18 protein-coding genes are annotated in these 21,440 nt (G+C 67.7%); 2 read left to right on the top strand and 16 right to left on the bottom strand.

From position 1 onward, the window contains the following. Positions 1-29: 29 nt before the first annotated feature. The 14 genes from HUJ28_06225 to dksA form a co-directional block, all read right to left on the bottom strand. A complete protein-coding gene (locus tag HUJ28_06225; protein ID MBD3619049.1) occupies positions 30-476 on the bottom strand; it encodes a hypothetical protein in 447 nt (148 codons plus the stop codon). A 98-nt stretch (positions 477-574) separates the two neighbouring features. Further along, positions 575-970 carry a hypothetical protein gene (locus HUJ28_06230; protein MBD3619050.1) on the bottom strand — a complete coding sequence of 132 codons (396 nt, stop codon included), beginning with the start codon at positions 968-970 and terminating at the stop codon, positions 575-577. A gap of 165 nt (positions 971-1,135) precedes the next feature. Then, positions 1,136-3,097 carry an acetate--CoA ligase gene (gene acs, locus HUJ28_06235; GenBank protein ID MBD3619051.1) on the bottom strand — a complete coding sequence of 654 codons (1,962 nt, stop codon included), beginning with the start codon at positions 3,095-3,097 and terminating at the stop codon, positions 1,136-1,138. Between the two features lie 48 nt (positions 3,098-3,145). Further along, positions 3,146-3,826, bottom strand: a complete 681-nt coding sequence (locus HUJ28_06240; GenBank protein ID MBD3619052.1) for a 3'-5' exonuclease — start codon at positions 3,824-3,826, stop codon at positions 3,146-3,148. 14 nt (positions 3,827-3,840) lie between these two features. Further along, positions 3,841-5,733 carry a cyclic nucleotide-binding/CBS domain-containing protein gene (locus HUJ28_06245; GenBank protein ID MBD3619053.1) on the bottom strand — a complete coding sequence of 631 codons (1,893 nt, stop codon included), beginning with the start codon at positions 5,731-5,733 and terminating at the stop codon, positions 3,841-3,843. A gap of 183 nt (positions 5,734-5,916) precedes the next feature. Continuing rightward, positions 5,917-7,635, bottom strand: a complete 1,719-nt coding sequence (locus tag HUJ28_06250; GenBank protein ID MBD3619054.1) for a cation acetate symporter — start codon at positions 7,633-7,635, stop codon at positions 5,917-5,919. Positions 7,636-7,650: 15 nt separating this feature from the next. Further along, positions 7,651-7,911 carry a DUF4212 domain-containing protein gene (locus HUJ28_06255; protein MBD3619055.1) on the bottom strand — a complete coding sequence of 87 codons (261 nt, stop codon included), beginning with the start codon at positions 7,909-7,911 and terminating at the stop codon, positions 7,651-7,653. A gap of 96 nt (positions 7,912-8,007) precedes the next feature. After that, positions 8,008-9,933 (bottom strand): CBS domain-containing protein, encoded by a 1,926-nt coding sequence (locus HUJ28_06260; GenBank protein MBD3619056.1) that lies wholly within the window; start codon positions 9,931-9,933, stop codon positions 8,008-8,010. Between the two features lie 168 nt (positions 9,934-10,101). Then, a complete protein-coding gene (locus HUJ28_06265; GenBank protein MBD3619057.1) occupies positions 10,102-11,433 on the bottom strand; it encodes a sigma-54-dependent Fis family transcriptional regulator in 1,332 nt (443 codons plus the stop codon). Next, positions 11,430-14,402 (bottom strand): PAS domain-containing protein, encoded by a 2,973-nt coding sequence (locus HUJ28_06270; GenBank protein MBD3619058.1) that lies wholly within the window; start codon positions 14,400-14,402, stop codon positions 11,430-11,432. The genes HUJ28_06265 and HUJ28_06270 overlap by 4 nt, the downstream gene beginning before the upstream one ends. Then, complete coding sequence (locus HUJ28_06275) at positions 14,392-14,616, bottom strand: hypothetical protein (GenBank protein ID MBD3619059.1); 225 nt, start codon at positions 14,614-14,616, stop codon at positions 14,392-14,394. Before HUJ28_06275 ends, HUJ28_06270 begins: the two co-directional genes overlap by 11 nt. Positions 14,617-14,981: 365 nt before the next feature. After that, entirely contained in the window at positions 14,982-15,389 is a 408-nt protein-coding gene (locus tag HUJ28_06280) for a hypothetical protein (GenBank protein MBD3619060.1), read from the bottom strand. A gap of 69 nt (positions 15,390-15,458) precedes the next feature. Further along, positions 15,459-16,373 (bottom strand): tRNA glutamyl-Q(34) synthetase GluQRS, encoded by a 915-nt coding sequence (gene gluQRS, locus HUJ28_06285; GenBank protein ID MBD3619061.1) that lies wholly within the window; start codon positions 16,371-16,373, stop codon positions 15,459-15,461. A gap of 106 nt (positions 16,374-16,479) precedes the next feature. Continuing rightward, complete coding sequence (gene dksA, locus HUJ28_06290; protein ID MBD3619062.1) at positions 16,480-16,965, bottom strand: RNA polymerase-binding protein DksA; 486 nt, start codon at positions 16,963-16,965, stop codon at positions 16,480-16,482. A 248-nt stretch (positions 16,966-17,213) separates the two neighbouring features. On the opposite strand from dksA, the gene HUJ28_06295 reads away from it, so the two are divergent. Then, a complete protein-coding gene (locus HUJ28_06295; GenBank protein MBD3619063.1) occupies positions 17,214-17,972 on the top strand; it encodes an HAD-IA family hydrolase in 759 nt (252 codons plus the stop codon). A 12-nt stretch (positions 17,973-17,984) separates the two neighbouring features. On the opposite strand, the gene HUJ28_06300 is transcribed toward HUJ28_06295, so the two are convergent. Beyond that, the gene (locus HUJ28_06300; protein MBD3619064.1) at positions 17,985-19,331 is read right to left on the bottom strand and encodes an exodeoxyribonuclease VII large subunit; all 1,347 of its coding nucleotides are present in this window, start codon (positions 19,329-19,331) and stop codon (positions 17,985-17,987) included. 152 nt (positions 19,332-19,483) lie between these two features. Beyond that, positions 19,484-19,801 carry a SoxXA-binding protein gene (locus HUJ28_06305; protein MBD3619065.1) on the bottom strand — a complete coding sequence of 106 codons (318 nt, stop codon included), beginning with the start codon at positions 19,799-19,801 and terminating at the stop codon, positions 19,484-19,486. A gap of 131 nt (positions 19,802-19,932) precedes the next feature. On the opposite strand from HUJ28_06305, the gene guaB reads away from it, so the two are divergent. Beyond that, positions 19,933-21,393, top strand: a complete 1,461-nt coding sequence (guaB, locus tag HUJ28_06310; GenBank protein ID MBD3619066.1) for an IMP dehydrogenase — start codon at positions 19,933-19,935, stop codon at positions 21,391-21,393. Positions 21,394-21,440 lie beyond the last annotated feature (47 nt).

Below are 21,440 nucleotides of genomic sequence, written 5' to 3' on the forward strand. Positions count from 1 at the left end.
GAAATGGGATACCAGATGTAGCGCGAGCGCTAGGGCGAATCAAGTTCCCGGGTCGACGGCAGGGTGATCGGGGGGTGCCCGTAGCGCCCGCGCATCCAGTTGATGGCGCGCAGCACGCCCGGGCGCGTCACCACCCAGCGCTCCAGGGCGAACTTGCCCGGGAAGTTCAGCAGGAGCAGGCCGATCATGATGGTGATGAGCCCCTGGCCCGGCAGCACCAGCATCGCAATCCCCATCAGCAGCACCAGGAGGCCGAACAGGTTCTTCAGCAGGAACAGGGTCCAGCGCAGCACGGGGTGGCGGTAACGCAGCTCGTCGAGGAAGGGGTGGCGCTGGTGGAAATAGTCGGGCGGGATGCGCACCACCAGCCAAGGCAGCAGCGCCAGGCTGGCGATGAAGCCCAGGGCGGATAGGGCACCCGCCCAGAGCAACAGGGTTTCGTGCTGGCCAAGCCAGCTCAGCAGGGTTTGCAGCATGCGGGGTCCGAAGGCGGATCATGGGCAACCAGTATGGGTGGCACATTGTATGTGGCCCGGCTGGCCCGGCAAAGGTTCCCCGGTATTCCTCCCCTGCCTCAGGAGGCCTGCGAGTTGCGCAACGGGTAGGCGAGGTCGCGCAGCCAGTCCAGCGCCAGCTCGCGGTTGCGGAAGGTGGCTACCGGCAGGTTGCGGTTGCGCATGAGGCGCTGCTGCAGCTCGACGATGCGGGCCGTGCTGTGGCGATAGACGAGGAAGGCCATGCCGCGGATCAGGGGATGATCGCCGGTACTGCGCATGGCCTCGAGCGAGAGGGAGTAGTCGTGCTGCTTGTCGATGAGCAGGTGACAGGGGGTCCCGATCTCTTCGCCGAGGAAGCGATGGAAGTGCTGGCTCATCTCGGCGTCGATCTCGATGGCCGGGGCGGCGGTGACTTCGTAGATGTCGCTCTCCAGGCGGGAGATGCGGGCGAAACCCAGATCGAAATGTTGCATGTTGAACGGTCCTTGTTGGTGACGGCTCCATTGTGCCGGTGGTGCAACGGGTCGGATGTGCGGGTAGCCCCGCTGTATGAAAAACGGGAATTCTGCCTATGTCTGCCTGTTCCGGGTGAGTCCGGGACCGGCGATGCCGGTCCCGGATCTTGCCCTGCTTTCTGCTCAGGCCTTGCCCTGAAGCTGCAGCACCACGGCCTCGTTTTCCAGGGTCGAGGTGTCCGAGGTGATCTCCGCACCCTTGGCGATGTCACGCAGCAGGCGGCGCATGATCTTGCCCGAGCGGGTCTTGGGCAGGCCGTCGGCGAAGCGGATGTCGTCGGGGCGCGCGATCGGGCCGATCTGCTCGGTCACCCAGCCACGCAGCTCCTTGACCATCTCGTCGGCATGCGCGCCGGTGGGGCGGTCGCCCTTGCAGATCACGTAGGCGACGATGGCCTCGCCCTTGACGTCGTCCGGGCGTCCCACCACGGCGGCCTCGGCGACCTTCTCGTGGGCCACCAGGGCCGACTCGATCTCCATGGTGCCCAGGCGGTGGCCGGAGACGTTCAGCACGTCGTCGATGCGGCCCATGATCCAGAAGTAGCCGTCGGCATCGCGACGTGCGCTGTCGCCGGCCAGGTAGTACCTGCCGCCGAACATCGGCCAGTAGGTCTTCACGTAGCGCTCGTCGTCGCCCCAGATGGTGCGCAGCATCGAGGGCCAGGGTTTCTTGATGACCAGGTAGCCGCCCTTGTTGGGCTCGGTGATGGAGTTGCCGTCGTCGTCCACCACGTCGGCGGCGATACCGGGCAGCGGGCGGGTGCAGGAGCCGGGCTTGGTGGCGGTCACGCCCGGGATCGGGGCGATCATGTGGGCGCCAGTCTCGGTCTGCCACCAGGTATCCACGATCGGGCAGTTCTCGCCACCGATCACGCGGTGATACCACATCCAGGCCTCGGGATTGATGGGCTCGCCCACGGTGCCGAGCAGGCGCAGCTTGCCGAGGTCGTAGCTGGCCGGGATCTCGTCGCCCAGCTTCATCAGGGCGCGGATGGCGGTGGGGGCGGTGTAGAAGATGGTGACGTCGTGGTCCTGGGCCACCTTCCAGAAGCGGCCGCCGTCCGGCACGGTGGGGGCGCCCTCGAACATCACCTGGGTGGTGCCGACGGCCAGCGGGCCATAGGCGACGTAGGTGTGGCCGGTGATCCAGCCGACGTCGGCGGTACACCAGAAGACGTCGCCATCCTGCTGGTCGAAGACCCACTTGTTGGTGCAGATGGCATTGAGCAGGTAGCCGGCGCTGGAGTGCTGGATGCCCTTGGGCTTGCCGGTGGAGCCGGAGGTGTAGAGCAGGAACAGCGGGTGCTCGGCGTCCACCCATTCCGGTTCGCAGTCGTCGGACTGGCCGGCGATGGCATCGTGCCACCAGATGTCGCGGGAGCCATCCATCGGCACGTCGTGCCCGGTACGGCGGAAGACGATGTTCTTCTCGATGGAGGGGCAGCCGTGGGCCATGGCCTTGTCGACGGCGGCCTTGAGTTCGACGATCTTGCCGCCGCGGTTGCCGCCGTCGGCGGTGATGACCATCTTGGCCTCGGCGTCGTTGATGCGGTCGCGCAGGGCCTCGGCGGAGAAGCCGCCGAAGACCACGGAGTGGATGGCGCCGATGCGCGCGCAGGCCTGCATGGCCACCACGGCCTCGGGGATCATCGGCATGTAGATGACCACGCGGTCGCCCTTGGCGATGCCCTGGGCCTTGAGCGCATTGGCGAAGCGGCTCACCTCGCTGTGCAGCTCGTTGAAGGTGATCCTGCGTACGTCGCCCGGCTCGCCCTCGAAGACGATGGCGACCTGGTCGCCCCGCTCGGCCAGGTGGCGGTCGATGCAGTTGTAGGAGACGTTGAGCTTGCCGTCGGTGAACCAGCGGAAGTGCGGCGCCTTGCTGTCGTCGAGCACGGTCGTGAACGGCTGCTTCCAGTCGATCTCCTCGCGCGCCAGGTCGGCCCAGAATCCCTCGTGGTCGGTCTCGGCCTTCCGGTACATGGCCTCGAGGTCCGCGGCCTTGATGCGCGCGTTCTTCTGGAAGGCCTCGGAGGGTTCGAAGAGCCGGTTCTCCTGCAGAGTGGATTCAATGTTTTCGCTCATTGTCATCTCCCGGTTTTATGGCTTTGCCTGGATGCCAGCCTGCGACATTCAGGACGGATAGAGTATCTGTGCCAGTGACACGCGGCGGCCGGCGCCGTAGTCGTTGGCCTGTGCCAGGAACAGCTCCGCGGTGGCGATGGCGTCGCCCAGGGCGTCGTGTGCCTGGTGAATGGGTAGATTATAACGCGCCCGTACCGCAGCCAGGCTGAGGTCGCGCGCCTTGTAGGGCTGGCCGCGCCGTTCGAAGCGCCGTCGTGCCAGCCATTCCGTGTCGATCGTGGGGATCACGATGCCGCCGCCGTACACGCGCCGGCAGGCGGCATCGATGAACCGCAGCTCCATGCGGGCATGGTGCGCCACCATCACGTGCCCACGCAAGGCGGCCAGCAGCGCGGCCAGGGCTTCGGCCAGCGGGGCACCGGTGGCGGCATGGGTGTCGGTGATCTTGTGGATCACCGCACTCTCCGGGGCCATGTCGCGCTCCGGCCGGACCAGCAGGCGCCGGGCACCACCCAGCCGGATGCCGCCCCCCTCGATCGGTACCCAGCCGATGCTCACGATGTCATCGACCAGCGGATTCAGTCCCGTCATCTCCAGGTCCACCGCCAGCAGCGGCGCCTGGTCGAAGCCGGCGCGCGCGGGCGGGAAGCCCTCGCGCAGGTAATCACGCAGCGGCCCTGCAGGCGCCTTGCGCAGCAGCCAGCGGCGCCGCAGCTCGTTCCACCACATGCCGCCGAGCAGGGTCATGCGAAGCGCCCGCCCTGGTAACGCTGATTGAGGGCCGCCTGCACGGTGCGCACCACGCGAAAGGCCTGCTTGAGGTGAGAGCGCTCGGGGGAACTCAGGCGGCGCGGGTCCAGGTAGTTGTCGGGCTGGTCGCCGCGGCGCAGGGCATCGGCCTGGTGACGCAGGCGCAGGCCGGCGATGAATTCATAGGCCTCGATCAGGTCCTGGGCGGTCTCCCGGTGCATGACGCCGCGCTCACCCGCCGCGCGCAGGCGCTCCAGGGTGTTGACCGCGGCGATGCCGTTGACCAGGGCGTAGAGCCTCGCGATGTCGACGATGGGGATGAGCCCTTCGCGCTTGAGGTCCAGGGTGTCGGCCTGCTCCTCGTGGGTGCTGAGCACGAAGCCGTTGAAGATGCCCAGCGGTGCCCGGTGGCGCAGGGTGTTGCCGGCCAGGTGGGCGTGGAAGATCTGGTTCTCCTGGCAATCCTCGAGCACGCCACTGCGCAGTTCTTCCAGCAACTCCTGCTCGCCCGTGATCAGGCGCAGGTCGAAGAAGTTGGCCACATACATCATCGACTTGCGTTCAGGCGCTTCGATCCAGCCGCGGAAATAGCGCCGCCACTGGGCCAGCGGTTGGCGCCACTGCGGATTGCGCGCCATCACCTCACCCGGGCAGAGGACGAAGCCGCAGGCGTCCAGCCCCTGGTTCACCCGCTCGGCCAGGCCCTCGAACCAGGGGCCGTGGCGGGTGGGGTCGTAGCGGTCGTCGAGCAGCAGCAGGTTGTCCTGGTCGGAGCTGAGCGTCATCTCGCGCCGGCTCTGCGAGCCCACGGATACCCAGGCATAGGGGACGGGCGCGGGGCCGAGTGCGGCCTCGGCCAGTTCGACCAGGCGCCGCGTGGCAGCATCGGCGATGGAGGTGACGACCTGCTGCACGTCGCTGCCACGCGCACCCGTGCCCACCAGGCGCAGCTGGATCTCCGGCAGCTCGGCGCAGGCGCGGGCCACGGCCTCGGGGGAGTCGCAGCGTTCGATGTCGGCAACGAGGTAGACCGCGCTGGTGGCCTGCTGGCGCACGAAGTCGATGGCGGTGACCAGGCCCACGGGCCGTCCCGCGTCCACCACCGGCAGGTGCCGGATGTTGCGGCGGGTCATCTCCAGCAGGGCCTCGAAGGCGGACATGTCCGGGGAGACGGTATAGAGGCGGGTGGTCATGATCCGCGCCACCGGCTCCTCGGGCGAGACCTCGCCGACCACGCAGTGGCGACGCAGGTCGTGGTCGGTGATGAGCCCGGCCAGCTCGCCGTTCTTCAGCACCAGCAGCCCCGAGGTCTTGCGGTCCATCATGCGGCCTGCCGCCTCGCGGATGCTGGCCTCGGCCGGGATGCCGTAGTCCAGCGGCCGCAGCAGGTCGCTGACGTCCAGGCGGGTGATGTCGCTGGCCGGCGTGCGGTCGGTCTGCAGCCGCGTGTAGGCCTGCTGCAGGCGCTTGCCGGCCGATGCCCGGAAGTAGCCGTCCAGTACCGGGAAGCTGGTGCGCAGGTGGTCCAGACGCCCGCAGGGCAGCAGATAGACGAGGCTGTCCTCGACGATGCGACCGGTGATGTCTTCACCCAGCGGGGGCTGGTCCTGCAGGGCCTCGCCGAGGCAGGTGTCGGCATATACCTCGCCCTCCTGCAGGCGCTCGACCAGGCGGTTGCCCGCATCGCGAAACTCCGCCGCGCCGGTGCGAAACAGGTACAGCGACGTCGTATCGTCTCCCGCATCGGCGGGTGGGAAGGGGCTGCCATGGCGCAGGTAGCGGATGGAGAGCTCGCGCGCGATGTGCTCGCGTGCCTCGTCCGTACACGCATCGAAGGGTGCATGCCCGGCGAGGAACTGACAGATGTCGGCGAGTTCGGCGTCCATGGGTTCGATTCGGGTTCTACTTCGATCCGGTTGGGTGAGGTGCGGTACCCGTGATCAACGGGTCGTCATCCCGAATCCTTTTCTCATCAGGCCGTTGCGCGGCGTGATCAGAAAAGGATTGCCTCCAGGGTAAAAACGCAGGGCCGGGGTGACCCCGACCCTGCGTCCGTTCATCCGTGCTGCTTAGCCGAGGTTCTTCGGCACACGGATATCTTCCACCAGATGCTGGATGTGATCCGGCGGCGGGGTGGTCAGCTTCGACACCACGAAGGCGGTCACGAAGTTGAGCAGCGCACCCACGGCGCCGAAGGACTCGGGCTGAATGCCGAGGAACCAGTTGCTGGCGTTGTTGGCCATCATCTCGGTGCCCGGGATGAAGAACCATCCCTTGAACCAGAAGATGTAGATCAGGGTGCTGAACAGGCCCACCAGCATGCCGGCGATGGCACCGGTGCTGTTCAGGCGCTTGTAGAAGATACCCATGATCAGGGCCGGGAACAGCGAGGAGGCGGCCAGACCGAAGGCCAGTGCCACCACCTGTGCGGCGAAGCCCGGCGGATGCAGACCCAGCCAGCCGGCCACCAGGATGGCGCCCGCCATGGCGATGCGTGCCGACAGGAGCTCGGCCTTCTCCGAGATGTCGGGCACGAATACCCCCTTGAGCAGGTCATGCGAGACCGCCGAGGAGATGGCCATCAGCAGGCCTGCCGCGGTGGACAGTGCCGCCGCCAGACCACCGGCCACGACCAGGGCGATGACCCAGTTCGGCAGGTTGGCGATCTCGGGGTTGGCCAGCACCATGATGTCGCGGTCGACCTTCAGTTCGCTCTCATCCGCCGCCGCACGGTACTGGATGCGGCCGTCACCGTTCTTGTCCTCGAACTTGAGCAGACCGGTGGTCTCCCAGTTCTGGAACCAGGTCGGGCGGTCCTCGTACTTGAGCGCACCGTCTTCAGCGGCAATCGGGCCCGGCTGCACGGTGTTGATCAGGTTGTAGAAGGACATCGCACCCACGGCCGGAGCGGTGGTGTAGAGGATGGCGATGAAGAACAGCGCCCAGCCGGCGGAGGCACGCGCGTCACGCACCTTCGGCACGGTGAAGAAGCGCACGATGACGTGCGGCAGACCCGCCGTACCGATCATGAGCGACAGCGTCAGTGCCACCATGTTGAGCGTGGTGCCCTTCATGACGGTGTACTGCGCGAAGCCCAGCTCCACCAGCACCTGGTCGAGCTTGGCCAGCAGGTGCGTGCCGTCGGCCACCGTGCTGCCCAGGCCCAGCTGCGGGAGCGGGTTGCCGGTGAGCTGCAGCGAGATGAAGATCGCCGGTACGGTGTAGGCGAAGATCAGCACCACGTACTGGGCGATCTGGGTATAGGTGATACCCTTCATGCCGCCGAGCACCGCGTAGATGAACACGATCGCCATGCCGCTGAACAGGCCGGTGTTGTAGTCCACTTCCAGGAAGCGGGAGAAGGCCACGCCAATGCCCTTCATCTGGCCGATGACGTAGGTGATCGAGGCCACGATCAGGCAGATGACGGCGACGATGCGCGCGGTCTGCGAGTAGTAGCGCTCACCGATGAACTCCGGCACGGTGAACTTGCCGTACTTGCGCAGGTAGGGCGCGAGCAGCATGGCAAGCAGCACGTAGCCGCCGGTCCAGCCCATCAGGTACACCGAGGCATCATAGCCGTTGAAGGCGATGAGGCCGGCCATGGAGATAAAGGATGCCGCGGACATCCAGTCCGCCGCGGTGGCCATGCCGTTGGCGACGGGGTGGACCCCCTTGCCCGCGACATAGAATTCGCCGGTGCTGGACGCGCGGCTCCAGATGGCAATGCCGATATAGAGCGCGAACGTCGCACCGACGACGATCCAGGTCATTGTTTCGAGAGTCATTATGGAATCTCCCCCTTAGTCTTCGTGAACGCCGAATTCGCGATCAAGCTTGTTCATGCGCCAGGCGTAGAAGAAGATCAGCACCAGGAAGGTGTAGATCGACCCCTGCTGGGCAAACCAGAAACCGAGCTTGTAGCCACCGATCTGAATGGCGTTGAGCGGTTCGACCAGAATGATCCCGAACAGATAGGACGCGACAAACCAGATCACCAGACAGGAGATCAGTAGTTTGAGGTTCGCGGCCCAGTACTCCCTCGTCTTACCTGAGAGTTCCATGGTGTCCTCCCGTGTCTTCGTTGTGGTTGGAATTTACGTACGTCATTTCACTTTTCCTTGCTTCTTTCACCTTGCCTTGCTTGGTTCTCAGCCTGACTACAGCTGATATTCCAGAGCCAGTTTCGACTGGAGCTTCCGTGCCTGTCGAAACGCCTCCTTCAGAATGCGTCGGTCCAGCTCGCTGAGCGTGTCCGGATCGATGTGGTTGCTGAGCTCGCGCCCCTCGCGGCTTTGCTCTGCATGCAGGCGCATGCGCAGGAACTGGATGTAGTGATAGGCATCCACCCAGGCGTCGACGTCTGGCTTGCGCAGCTTGCCGTTTTCCTGTGCACCGCGTAGCCGGTCCACGGTGTGGGTGGCATCCACTTCCGCCCCCAGGGCGATGATGCGCGCACCGTCGACGAAGGGGGTGAGGCCGTTGGTCTTGAGGTCCAGGGTGTGGTCGTGATCGCCACCGGTGGTGAGCTTGAAGTCGCGGATCACGCCAAGCGGCGGACGGATGCGCAGCGCATTGGCGGCCATCTGCCGGCGGAAGCGGCTGTTGCGCCCGGTGGCGCGCAGCAGGTGCGCGCGCAGTTCGTCCACCTCGGAAAGCGGCGGGGTGATGGGGCGGAAGTCGAAGAAGATGGAGCTCTTCAGCAGATGCTCGGGCGTACCCTGGTCGATCCAGCGGTCGAAGCGGGCGCGCCATTCCTCCGCGCTCAGGCAGCACTCCGGGTTGCTGGCCATGATGTTGCCGGGGCACAGCGGGAAGCCGCACTCGGCCAGGCCCTCGTTGATCTGTCGCGCCATGGGCAGCAGCCGCTGGCGCAGGGTGTCGGCGTCCTGGCCCTCGGGTACGCGGAACAGGATGCCGTTGTCCTGGTCGGTCTTGAGGGTCTGTTCCTGGCGGCCCTCGCTGCCGAAGGCCAGCCAGGTGTAGTCGATGTCACCGACCTCGAAGTCCTGCTCGCAGAGGGTGATCACGCGCTGGGCGATGTGGTCGTTGAGCAGGGTGATGAGCTGGGTGATCTGATCGATCTCCGCGCCCTGGGCGATCATCTGCCCGACCAGCTTGTGGATGTCGCCGGCCACCTGGGCGACGGCCGCCACGCTGCCCGCGCCGGTGATGCGGCGGCTCACGCTGCCGATGCTGATCTGCTGCAGGGCGAAGAGGTCGCGCTCGGAGAGCACCCCGGCCAGGCGGCCGCGTTCCACCACGCACAGGTGGGTGACGCCGTGCTCGGCCATCTTCAGCGCGGCCTCGAAGGCATAGGCATCGGTCGGGATGGTGATCGGGTCGGGCGTCATCACCTCGGCGATGGGTGTGTCCAGTCGCCGTTCGTCCAGCACCACGCGCCCGAGCAGGTCCTTGAGGGTGAATATGCCCAGCGGGTGACCGGCCTCGTCCACCACGATGATGCTGCCCACCGCATGTTCACGCATGGTGAGCAGGGCCTCGCCCAGCACCGTGCCCGGGGTACAACGTACCGTCTGCGCCTGCATGCGGTCGGAGACGCGGTAGTTGAGGGCGGTGTCGCCGCTGAGTGCCGTGACGGTGCTGGCCTGGATGCGGCGTTGGGCCTGGTCGAGCAGGTTGGCCAGCCGACGGGTGCAGAAGTCGTTGAAGGCGGGACTGCGCTTGAGGAGCTTCTCGAAGTCGTCGCGGCGCAGCTCGTAGCAGAAGCAGTCCTCGGCGGCGCGGTGCACGGTGCGTACCGGGCGGTGGGCGAGCAGGGCACCGATGGGGAAGCACTCGCCCGGCACCAGTTCCCAGGCGTTGCCCGAGATCTGTTCGTCCTCGCTCGGCGTTTCGCCGCGCACGCGCCCCTGCTTGATGATGATGAAGCGGTCGGCGGGCCCGGCGGCGGGGTCGGTGATCTTGGCGCCGCGCGCGTGGAAGCTCAGCTCCAGGCGCTTGGCCAGGAATTCGAGGTCGGCCGCCTCCATCTGGTCGAAGGGGGCGTGACGGCGCAGGAAGTCCAGGACAGGGCCGAGTACGCTGCCGTTCTGGGACTGATTGTCGGGTTTCGGGTCGGCCATCGGCGCAGTGGGTCCGGGGTTTGGTACCTAGCTGCAAGCATTGTGCCGGGACTGTTTTTCGAAAAATCAATCACTTGGCTTAAGGCATGGCGCACCGGTGTTACCGAGGGTAACACCGGTGTTACGGGGCGTGACAGGCATCACAGCCCCTGGTCGCGCTGGGTCGGCCTAGCCGCGCTGGCGGGGGATGCCCATGCGCTGGCGCCGTTCCCACAGGGCCTTGCGGCTGATGCCCAGGCGCCGGGCCAGTTCGGTCTCGGTCATCTGGCCCTGGTTCTCCAGCACGAAGCGGCGGAAGTAGTCGTCGAGGCTCAGCTCGGGCATGTCGGCCTCGCCGGGTTCCGGCGCCATTGCCGGGTTCAGGCCCAGGTGCTCAGGGGTGATCGCGCCGTCGGCCAGGATGACGGCGCGCTCCAGGGCGTTTTCCAGCTCGCGCACGTTGCCCGGCCAGCGGTGTCGGGCGATGGCCTCGCGGGCGGCCGGGCTCAGCGCCGGCGGTGTGCGGCGCAGGCGGCGGCCGATCTTGTCCAGCAGGTAGGCGGTGAGCGGTTCCAGATCCTCGGGACGTTCACGCAGGGGTGGCAGTTCGAGCTGCACGACCTTCAGCCGGTAGTAGAGGTCTTCGCGGAAGCTGCCTTCCCGCACCATGGCCTCGAGGTCGCGATGGGTGGCGGCCACCAGGCGGATGTCCACGTGGCGCTCGCCGGTGGCGCCCACGCGGCGGATCTCGCCTTCCTGCAGCACCCGCAACAGGCGCGACTGTGCGGCGGGGGTCAGTTCGCCGATCTCGTCCAGGAACAGGGTGCCGCCGTCGGCCGCCTCGATCAGGCCCTGGCGCTGGCTGACGGCGCCGGTGAAGGCCCCCTTCTCGTGGCCGAAGAGCTCGGCCTCGATCAGGGTCTCGGGGATGGCCGCGCAGTTCACGGCCACGATGGCGCGCTCGCGCCGGGCGCTGCGTTCGTGGATGGCACGGGCCACCAGCTCCTTGCCGGTGCCGGACTCGCCGCGGATCAGCACCGTGGCGTCGGTGTCGGCGAGCCGCTCCACCCAGTCGAAGACGCGCTGCATGGCGGCGGATTCGCCCACCATGCCGCCGCCCGGCCAGGCGGCCTCAAGGTCCGAACGCAGGCGGGCGTTTTCCTCCTCCAGGCGGCGCTGCTTGAGGCTGCGGGCCACCAGCAACAGCACCTCGTCGTGGTCGAAGGGCTTGGCGATATAGTCCACCGCGCCCTGTTTCATGGCATCCACCGCCGAGCGCACGCTGGCGTAGCTGGTCATGATCACCACCGGCAGGTCGCCGGCATCCCCCAGCAGCTCGGTGCCCTCGCCGTCGGGCAGACGCAGGTCGCAGAGCGCCAGGGCATAGCCACGCGTGGCCAGGGCCGCGCGGGCCTCCTCCAGGCTGCCGGCCGTGTCCACGGCATAGCCCTCCCGGCCGAGCAGGCGGGCCAGGCTCATGCGGATGATCTCCTCGTCGTCGATGACCAGGATGCGGTTCATGCGGATGGCTCCCTGTGTGCGGCGGGCTGGGCGGCGGGCAGGCGCAGGACGAAACGCGCGCCGCCGGCATCGGGGGTCTCGAGGTGGATGCTGCCGCCGTGGTCCTGGACGATGCTGTAGACCACCGACAGGCCCAGGCCGGTGCCCTTGCCGGCCGGCTTGGTGGTGAAGAAGGGGTCGAAGATGCGCTCGCGCAGGGTGTCATCGATGCCCGCGCCCTCGTCCTCGATCTCGATGCGCACGGTGTCGTTGCGGGTCTCGGCCCGCACCCGCACGTGGTCGCCCGGACGCGAGGCGTCGATGGCGTTGGAGAGCAGGTTCACGAACAGCTGGATCAGGCGGCGGGCATCGCCGGTGACGCGCTGGCCGGGGCCGACCTCGTTGAGGCAGCTCACGGCGCGCCCCTGGCGGCTCAGCTGCACGAGATGCATGGCCTCGTCCACGCAGGCGGCGAGGTCCACGGGCACGTGGTCCTCCTCGCGCGAGCTGCCGGCATGGCTGAAGGTGACCAGCGACTGCACGATGTTGGAGATGCGCCGGGTCTGTTCCAGCAGCTGGTCGACGGTCGTCTCCACGTCGGCGGGCGTGTTGTCGTAGCGCAGGTTCTGCGCCAGCGTGTCGATGCAGGTCAGCGGGTTGCCGATCTCGTGGGCCACGCCGGCGGCCAGGCGGCCGATGGAGACCAGCCGGTCGGAGTGGGCCACCTCGCGTTCCAGCACGTGCAGCTCGGTGAGGTCCTCGATGAGCAGCACGCTGCCGCCCAGGCCGGAGGCCAGCGCCGACTGGGTATGAGGGGCCTCGACCTGGGACTTGTGCAGGTGGAACCAGCGGGTCTCGTTGCCGACCGCGACCTGCAGCTTGTAGAGGTGGTTGTCCTCGCCACGGGCGAAGCTGCGCAGCACCCCGGCCCAGGGCTCGGGCAGATCGGTGAGCGTCTGGCCGGTGGCCTCGCGGCTGGGGATACCGGTGATCAGGGTCATGGCGGCGTTCCACAGCAGGATCTGCCCGTCGGGGGCGATGGAGCACACGCCCAGCGGCAGTTCCTGCAGCACGGTGCGGTGATAGCGGCGCAGGGTGTCGAGTTCGGCGGCCAGGCCCTGCAGGCGAGTATGCGAGGTCTCCAGCTGCTCTTCCATGAAACGCAGGGTGTCGGCCAGGGCAGTCTGCGCGTTGGTGTCCACCTTGAGGCCCTCGTCCACGATCATGCGCGCGAGCAGCGGGCCGATGAGGCCCGAGAGGTTGCGCTCGATGCGCTCGCGCAGCAGGCGCAGCTGCGGGCTGCGCACCTGCTCGGGTGCCAGCGCCAGGTCGGCAAGGGCCTTGCCGATCTCGGCGCGGGCCATGTCGTGCCCGAGGCTCAGCGACAGGCGTTCCTCGAACTGGGTCAGCGACTGCACGTTCACCTGGCCGGGCGGCGGGGCCACGGTCTCGCGGCAGCAGGCCTGGGCGGCCTCCAGCTCCTCGCGCGAGGGCTCGGTGAGCAGCGAGAACACGACGAACAGCAGGGCGTTGAGGCTGAGCGACCAGAAGCTGGCGAAGGCCCAGCGGTCCTGGTCCTGTGCGCCCATCAGAAGCTGCAGGTTGATGTTGTTGGTCAGCACCCCGGCATGGTCCAGCAGCGGCAGGATCAGGGCCGTGAGCCACACCAGCATGCCGGCGATCAGCCCTGCGATGAAGCCGGCGTGGGTGGCGCGGCGCCAGTAGAGCAGGCCGACGATGCCCGGCAGGAACTGGGCCACGGCGACGAAGGAGATGAGCCCGATCTGGGCCAGCCCCTGGTTGTACTCCAGCAGCAGGTAGAAGAGGTAGCCGAGCAGGATGATGCCGACGATGAGCAGGCGCCGGCCCCACAGCAGCCAGGCGTAGAGGCTGCCGGAGGCGGTCTGCTGGCGCTGCAGCCGCGAGGGCAGCAGCAGGTGGTTGAGGGCCATCGAGGCCAGTGCCAGCGAGGTGACGATCATCATGGCGCTGGCCGCCGATAGGCCGCCGATGAAGGTCCCGAGCGCCAGCCAGGGGCCGTCGGCCGTGAGCGTGAGCCCCAACACGTAGTAGTCCGCCGGGATCTCGAGCCCGGCGTGGTTGCCCGCCCACAGGATGATGGGGATGGGCAGGTTGAGCAGCAGCAGGAACAGCGGGAAGCCCCAGCTCGCCGCGTTGAGCGTCTTCGGGTCGATGTTCTCGGTGAAGATCATGTGGAACTGGCGCGGCAGCAGGAAGGCCGCGGCAAAGGCCAGCAGCAGCAGGCTGCCCCAGGCCTCGCCCTGCTGCAGCGGGGCGAACAGGGCACGGCTGGCCTCCGGCGTGGCCGCCAGCCAGGCGTCCAGGCCGTCGATGCCGCCGAACACCACGAACAGGGCGAAGCCCCCCACCAGCAGCAGGGCGGCGAGCTTCACCAGGGACTCGAAGGCGATGGCCACCACCAGGCCCTCGTGCTTCTCGCGCGGACTGATGTGCCGGGCGCCGAAGAGGATGGCGAACACGCTCAGGGTGAGACAGAAGCCGAGCGCCAGGATATGCGGCGGCGCCTGGTGGGTGATGACCTGCACCGAGTCCGTCACCGCCTTGATCTGCAGGGCGATGTAGGGGAGCGTGCCGCCGAGCATGAACAGGCTGACCAGCACACCGGTCCACTGGCTGCGATAGCGAAAGGCCAGCAGGTCGGCCAGCGAGGTGAGCTGGAAGTCGCGCACCAGGCGCAGGATGGGCTGCAACAGCACGGGCGTGAGGACGAAGGCCAGCGTCACGCCCAGGTAGATGGTCAGAAACAGATAGCCCTGGTCCTGGGCCAGGCCCACGCTGCCGTAATAGCTCCAGGAGGTCGCATAGACCCCGAGCGAGAGGGTGTAGGTGAGCGGATGGCGCACCAGGCGGGGCGGCAGCCAGCCACGCTCGGCCGCGTGCGCGGTGAGGAACAGCAGGGCGAGGTAGAGCACGCCCGCGACGAACAGGGTGCCGAGTTCAAAGGTCATGATCGGGACCATGCCGTGCGTCATGACGGGCCAGCCAGCGCTGCAGCAGGACCGCCAGCACCAGCACGCCGGCCCACAGCAGGTAGGGCAGGTACCAGGGCGGTGCACCCTGCGCCCACCAGCGCGTCAGCGGCGAGGCGAACACCAGCAGGGCGGCCAGCAGCACCAGCAGGGTGCGGTCCAGGGCGCGGCGGGAACGGGGCACGGTGGGCATGTCCGCGAGGATAGCAGGTTTGTTACCAAAGGTAACGGGTGGTCCGAGGTCATGCCTGCACCCCCGTCAAACCGGCTCCCCCTGTCATGCCTGCACCCCCGTCATTCCTGCGAACACAGGAATCCAGATCGGCCGTCAGAGGTGCACATCCTGCATCGCAGCTGGATCCCTGCTTTCGCAGGGATGACGATGTCCGGACAACGGACAACGGACAACGGACAACGGACAACGGACAACGGACAACGGACAACGGACAACGGACAACGGACAACGGACAGCCCCCAAAAAAAAAAGCGCCCGAAGGCGCTTGGGAGAGCGTGGCCAACGCCGGGGATGTAGGCAGGGCCACCAGGGAGTGTGTGGGGTCAGTGGGTGCGGGGCAGGGTCTCGATCATTGACGTGTCGAGGTGCCAGAACCTGGCGATCTCGCCGGCACGGCGCTCGTCCTCGGGGTGGACGAAGACATGGACCTCGGCGTTGTGGCCCTGGGCCCAGCTCTCCAGCATCTGCCAGCGGCGGCCACAGGCCTCTTCGCCGAGATCGGTACTGGGTTCGATCACGGCCAGGAGTTCGTGGCCCTGGTCGTCGCGGGCCAGGATGTCGGGGCGCATGTGCACGTTGAGCACGGGGATGGTGAGTTCGCGGGGTTCGGCGAAGCCCGGCAGCTCGTGGACATCGAATTGCCCGTAGCCGCGGGTCTTGAGCAGGCTCAGGGTGTCCTGCAGCATGGTCTCGCGTTCACGCTCGATCGCGTCCGGCAGCATGGTGGTCATGGGAACCTCCTGTTCGTCCGCTCGCGGTGAGTAAGGAGTATAGACGACCTGTGTCGCCCTGCCCGCGCGTCAGTCGCCGATGTCGTGGATCGCCCGCACGCGGGGGATGCGTGCCGGGTCCCAGTGTGTCTGGGCCCAGGCCCAGAGGTCGTCGAGACCGCCCTCGAGCAGATGAGCGGGGGGATGCTGGTCGAGAAAGGCCAGTGCGCGGTAGAGCGCAGTCTGCGGGTGGCGGCGGTCGAGGGCACGGGCGTGGGTCTGCTTGCTGAGCTTCTGGCCGTCCGGATTCACCGCCACCGGCAGGTGCAGGTAGCGGGGCGTGGGATACCCCAGCAGGTGCTGGAGGTGGATCTGCCGCGGGGTGGAGTCGAGCAGGTCGGCCCCGCGTACCACCTCGGTGACGCCCTGCTCGGCGTCGTCCACCACCACGGCCAGCTGGTAGGCGAACAGGCCGTCGGCCCGCAGCACCACGAAGTCGCCGATCTCGGATTCCAGGCGCTGTTCGATCACGCCCTGCACGGCGTCCTCGAAGCGGATGAGGGCGTTGTGGGTGCGCAGGCGGACGGCGCGGGCGACCTTGCCCGGGGGCAGGCCCTCGCGGCAGGTGCCGGGGTAGACCGGGCCCTCCGGGCCCTCGCGCCCCGCCTCTGCGATCTCGCGCCGGGTGCAGCCGCACTCGTAGGCCTCGCCGCGGGCCAGCAGGCCCTCCAGCACCTGGCGGTAATGTGCGCTGCGCCGGCTCTGGTACAGCACCTCGCCGTCCCAGGCCAGGCCATGGGCCTCGAGGGTGCGCAGGATGTCGTCGGCCGCCCCGGGCACCTCGCGCGGCGGGTCCAGGTCCTCCATGCGCACCAGCCACCGGCCACCCTGGCGCTTCGCCTCGAGGTAGCTGCCGACGGCCGCGATCAGCGAGCCGAAGTGCAGGGGGCCGGTCGGGGAGGGGGCGAAGCGGCCGATGACGGGTGGCTGGGTCGGTCGGGTCATAACGGTCTGGCAGGCGGGCTTGGCGGTCATTCTACGGGCGGGGCCGGCCCACGAAAAAGGGGAGCCGTGGCCCCCCTTGTTCGAGATGTCTCCGGGCGCGTTGCGCTCAGGCCATCTGCTTTTCCTTGATCTCCTGCAGGGTCTTGCAGTCGAAGCACAGCGTAGCGGTCGGGCGGGCCTCGAGCCGGCTCAGGCCGATCTCGATGCCGCACTGCTCGCAGTAGCCGTATTCGCCGGTCTTGATGTCCTCCAGCGACTCGTCGATCTTCTTGATGAGCTTGCGCTCGCGATCGCGGGTACGCAGTTCCAGCGCGAACTCCTCTTCCTGCGAGGCACGGTCGGCCGGGTCGGCGAAGTTGGCGGCCTCTTCCTTCATGTGGCCCACGGTGCGGTCCACTTCCTCCATCAGCTCGCGTTTCCAGGCGAGCAGGATGTTGCGGAAGTGCTCGACCTGCGCGTCGCTCATGTACTCCTCGCCCTTCTTGGGCTGGTAGGGCTCGATCCCCTCGACTGGCAGCGCGGGGCTGGCAGCGGTCTTCTTGGTCGCGGCCTTTTTCTTGGTCGTGGCCCGTGCTTTCTTGGTGGCGGCCATCTGGCGCATCTCCTTAAACCATTTCGTGCGAAGCGGGCTTTAATACCAGATATTGACCCGCGAGGGCAACCCGGCCGATTCCTGTCTTGTCGCGCTCAGGCCCGGGAAGCCACCGGGGATCATCCCGTAAAATTCATTGTTAAACAACGAGTAACAAGCCAATCATCACGCCGGTTCCCCGCTGTTTGCCGCCCCGGGGCTGTGGTAATCTTCCCGCCATTTTTCGGTATGGCAAACGGGAGCACAGCATGGCGGAACTCAAGGCCCTGATCTTTGACGTGGACGGCACACTGGCCGACACCGAGCGCGACGGCCATCGCGTGGCCTTCAACAAGGCCTTCGCCGAGGCGGGGCTGGACTGGGACTGGTCGGTGGAGACCTACGGGCGCCTGCTGGCGGTCACCGGGGGCAAGGAGCGCATCCGCCATTACATCGACGACTTCCTCGACCACTTCGATGCACCGGCCGACCTCGACGGGTTCATCGCCGGCCTGCACAAGCGCAAGACCGCCCACTACCTGGCGATGCTGAAAGACGGGCAGATCCCGCTGCGTCCGGGCGTGAAGCGCCTGCTGGACGAGGCCCGCGCGGCCGGCATCACCCTGGCCATCGCCACCACCACCACCCCCGAGAACGTCACCTACCTGCTGGAGGCCACCCTGGGGCCGGGCGCGGTGGACTGGTTTGCCGTCATCGGCGCGGGCGACGTGGTGCCGGCCAAGAAGCCGGCGGCGGACATCTACTTCTACGTGATGGAGCACCTGGGGCTGGGGCCGGAATCCTGCGTGGCCTTCGAGGACTCGCACAACGGCATCCGCGCCACCAACGACGCGGCCCTGCGCACCATCGTCACCGTGAACGGTTACACCCGGGGCGAGGACTTCGACGGCGCTGCCCTGGTGCTGAGCGACTTCGGCGAGCCGGACCGGCCCTTCGAGGTGCTGGCGGGCGATGCCCACGGCAGGCCGTACGTGGACCTGGCGCTCGCCCGCGCCGTGCTCGGTTAAGTCCGTACTGGGCTAGTCCGTCTTCGGCTCGACGGCCCGGACCTCGCTGACGAAGGTCCCGTCGGCCAGCCGGGTGCGTAGCTGCCGGCCCGGGGCCAGCTCGGCCACGTGGCGGATCACGCCCTGGCCGTCCGCCGGCTGCACGATGGCATAGCCGCGCTCCAGGGTGGCCAGCGGGCTGACCGTGTGCAGGGTCCGCGCCAGCGTCACCAGGCGGCCGTCACGGCGCTCCAGCCCGCGCATCATGCCGGCCTGCAGGCGTTGCGTGAGGGCCGCCAGCCGGTCGGTGTGGCGCTCCACGCGGCGGGCGGGGGAGAGGCGGCGCAGCTGCAGCCCGGCCCGCAGCAGGCGCTCGGCGGCACGCTCCTGGTTCCGCTGCTGGGCGCGCCGCAGGCGCTGTTCCAGCTCATCCAGCCGCTGGGCCTGCTGGCACAGGGCCTGGGTGGGATGGCGCTGTTCCAGGCGCCGGCCCAGGTGCGTGAGCTCCAGGGCCTGGCGCTGCAGGCGCTGTTCCACGATGCGCTGCAGGCGCTCGGCCTGCCGGGCAAAGCCCTGGGCCAGGTCCTCTGCGCTGCGGCTCACCAGCTCGGCGGCGGCCGAGGGGGTGGCGGCGCGCAGGTCGGCGGCGAAGTCCGCGATGGTCACGTCCACCTCGTGCCCGACACCGCTGATCACCGGGATCCCGCAGTCCCGGATGGCGCGGGCCACGACCTCCTCGTTGAAGGCCCAGAGGTCCTCCAGGGAGCCACCGCCGCGGGCCAGGATCAGCACGTCGCAGTCCCGGCGGGCGGAGGCCCGTGCCAGGGCCGCGGCGATCTGCGGGGCGGCGGCCTCGCCCTGCACCGGCACCGGGTAGACCAGTACGGGCAGGGACGGGAAGCGCCGACCAAGCACGCTGAGGATGTCGCGGATGGCCGCGCCCGTGGGCGAGGTGATCACTCCGACGCGGTGGGGGAAGCGGGGCAGGGGGCGCTTGCGGGCCTCGTCGAACAGCCCCTCGGCGGCCAGCCGGCGCTTGAGTTCGTCGAAGGCCCGCTGCAGCGCGCCGTCGCCGGCCTCTTCCATGTGCTCGGCGATGAGCTGGAAGTCTCCGCGCGGCTCGTAGAGGCTGACGCGCGCCCGCACCCGCACCTGCTGGCCGTCGGCCGGCCTGAAACGCAGGAGCTGGTTGCGGTTGCGGAACATCGCGCAGCGCACCTGCGCGTCGCGGTCCTTCAGGGTGAAGTACAGATGTCCGGAGGAGGGCCGGGACACGTTCGAGAGCTCGCCCTCCACCCAGATCAGTGGAAAGCCCCGCTCGATGAGCAGGCGCACCTCGCGGTTGAGTTCGGAGACGGTGAGGACGGGCTGGCTGGACATGGGGGTGGATGGGAAGTCTGAAGTGTGGGGTGTGAAACGTGAACAAAGACGAAGGGGTAGGGTAAAGCGAAACCCGCCTCACGCCTACCCCTCGCGCCCTACCAGAAAAAACGGGCCCGAAGGCCCGTTTTTTCTGCTCAGGGTCTCTTTGCTCAGAAGAGCGGCCCGGCGGCCTGCTGGCTCATGGCCTGCTCGTAGCCCAGCACGCTCTGCACGCGGGCCTGTTCGGCCAGAGACAGTGCCTCGTCGTACTTGCCCTCGCCGGCGGCCTTGCGGGCGGCCTCGATCATCTTGCCGGTGTCGCGCCACTCGCCCCCGATCTTGGCGGCTTGCTGGCGGGCGGCCTCGGCGGCGGTAATCGCCTGGTTGTACTCGGCCTCTACGGCGCTGCTCTGGGTGCTGGTGCTTGCACAGCCGGCGGCCAGGACCACGGACAGGGCCGCGGCGGCCATCATGGAATGGATTTTCATTAACTCCTCCTCGCTTGTTTTATCGTTTTGTCGCGGGCAAAAAACCTCGCGGACCAAAGTGTTACCAGTTTACCCGGTCGGGGTCAAACCCCTATAATGACTGGCTAATTTTCAACCCGCCGAGAACCGCCATGAGAATCGTTCAGGAAGCTCTCACCTTTGATGATGTCTTACTCCTGCCTGCGCATTCCACGGTCCTGCCCAAGGATGTGGATCTGAAGACGCGGCTGACGCGCGACATCGAGCTGAACATTCCCCTGCTGTCCTCGGCCATGGACACCGTCACCGAGGCCCGCCTGGCCATCGCCATGGCCCAGGAAGGCGGCATCGGCATCATCCACAAGAACCTCTCCATCGCCCAGCAGGCCGACCAGGTGCGGCTGGTGAAGAAGTACGAGAGCGGCGTCATCAAGGATCCGATCACCGTGGCCCCGACCACCACCGGGCGCGAGGTGATGGAGATCACCCGCGCCGCCAACATCTCCGGCGTACCGGTGGTGGACGGCAAGGACCTGGTGGGCATCGTCACCAGCCGCGACCTGCGTTTCGAGACCGGCTACGACAAGCCGGTGTCCTCGATCATGACGCCGAAGGATCGCCTGGTCACCGTGCAGGAAGGGGCCAGCAAGGAAGAGGTGCGCGAGCTGCTGCACAAGCACCGCATCGAGAAGGTGCTGGTGGTGAACGGCAACTTCGAGCTGCGCGGCATGATCACGGTGAAGGACATCCAGAAGTCGTCCGACTATCCCCGCGCCTGCAAGGACGACCAGGGTCGCCTGCGCGTCGGCGCCGCGGTCGGCACCGGCCAGGGCACCGAGGAGCGCGTCACCGCGCTGGTCGAGGCCGGCGTGGACGCCATCGTGGTCGACACCGCTCACGGCCACTCCCAGGGCGTGCTCGACCGCGGCGCCTGGGTGAAGAAGCACTTCCCGGACGTGCAGGTGATCGGCGGCAACATCGCCACCGCCGCCGCCGCCCGCGCCCTGGTGGATGCCGGCGCCGACGGGGTCAAGGTCGGCATCGGCCCGGGCTCCATCTGCACCACCCGCGTGGTCGCCGGGGTGGGCGTGCCGCAGGTGACCGCCATCTCCAACGTCAGCGCCGAACTCCAGGGCAGCGGCGTGCCGCTCATCGCCGATGGCGGCATCCGCTTCTCCGGCGACCTCTCCAAGGCCATCGCCGCCGGCGCCCACGCGGTAATGATCGGCGGCCTGTTCGCCGGTACCGAGGAGGCCCCGGGCGAGGTGGAGCTCTACCAGGGCCGTTCCTACAAGTCCTACCGCGGCATGGGCTCGCTGGGCGCCATGGCGCAGGGCTCGAGCGACCGCTACTTCCAGGAGAGCACCAACGCGGTGGACAAGCTGGTGCCCGAGGGCATCGAGGGCCGCGTCCCCTACAAGGGCACCATCGTCGCCATCATCCACCAGCTGCTCGGCGGCCTGCGTTCCTCCATGGGTTACGTGGGCTGCGCCAGCATCGAGGAGATGCGCAGCAAGCCCGAGTTCGTGCGCATCACCGGTGCGGGCATGCGTGAGAGTCACGTGCACGACGTGACCATCACCAAGGAAGCACCGAACTACCGCATCGACTGACGGGTATGCAGGGGGCCGGTCTCGCACCGGCCCTCGCACCTGTGGCC

The organism is Chromatiales bacterium, assembly GCA_014762505.1.
Taxonomy (GTDB): domain Bacteria; phylum Pseudomonadota; class Gammaproteobacteria; order SpSt-1174; family SpSt-1174; genus SpSt-1174.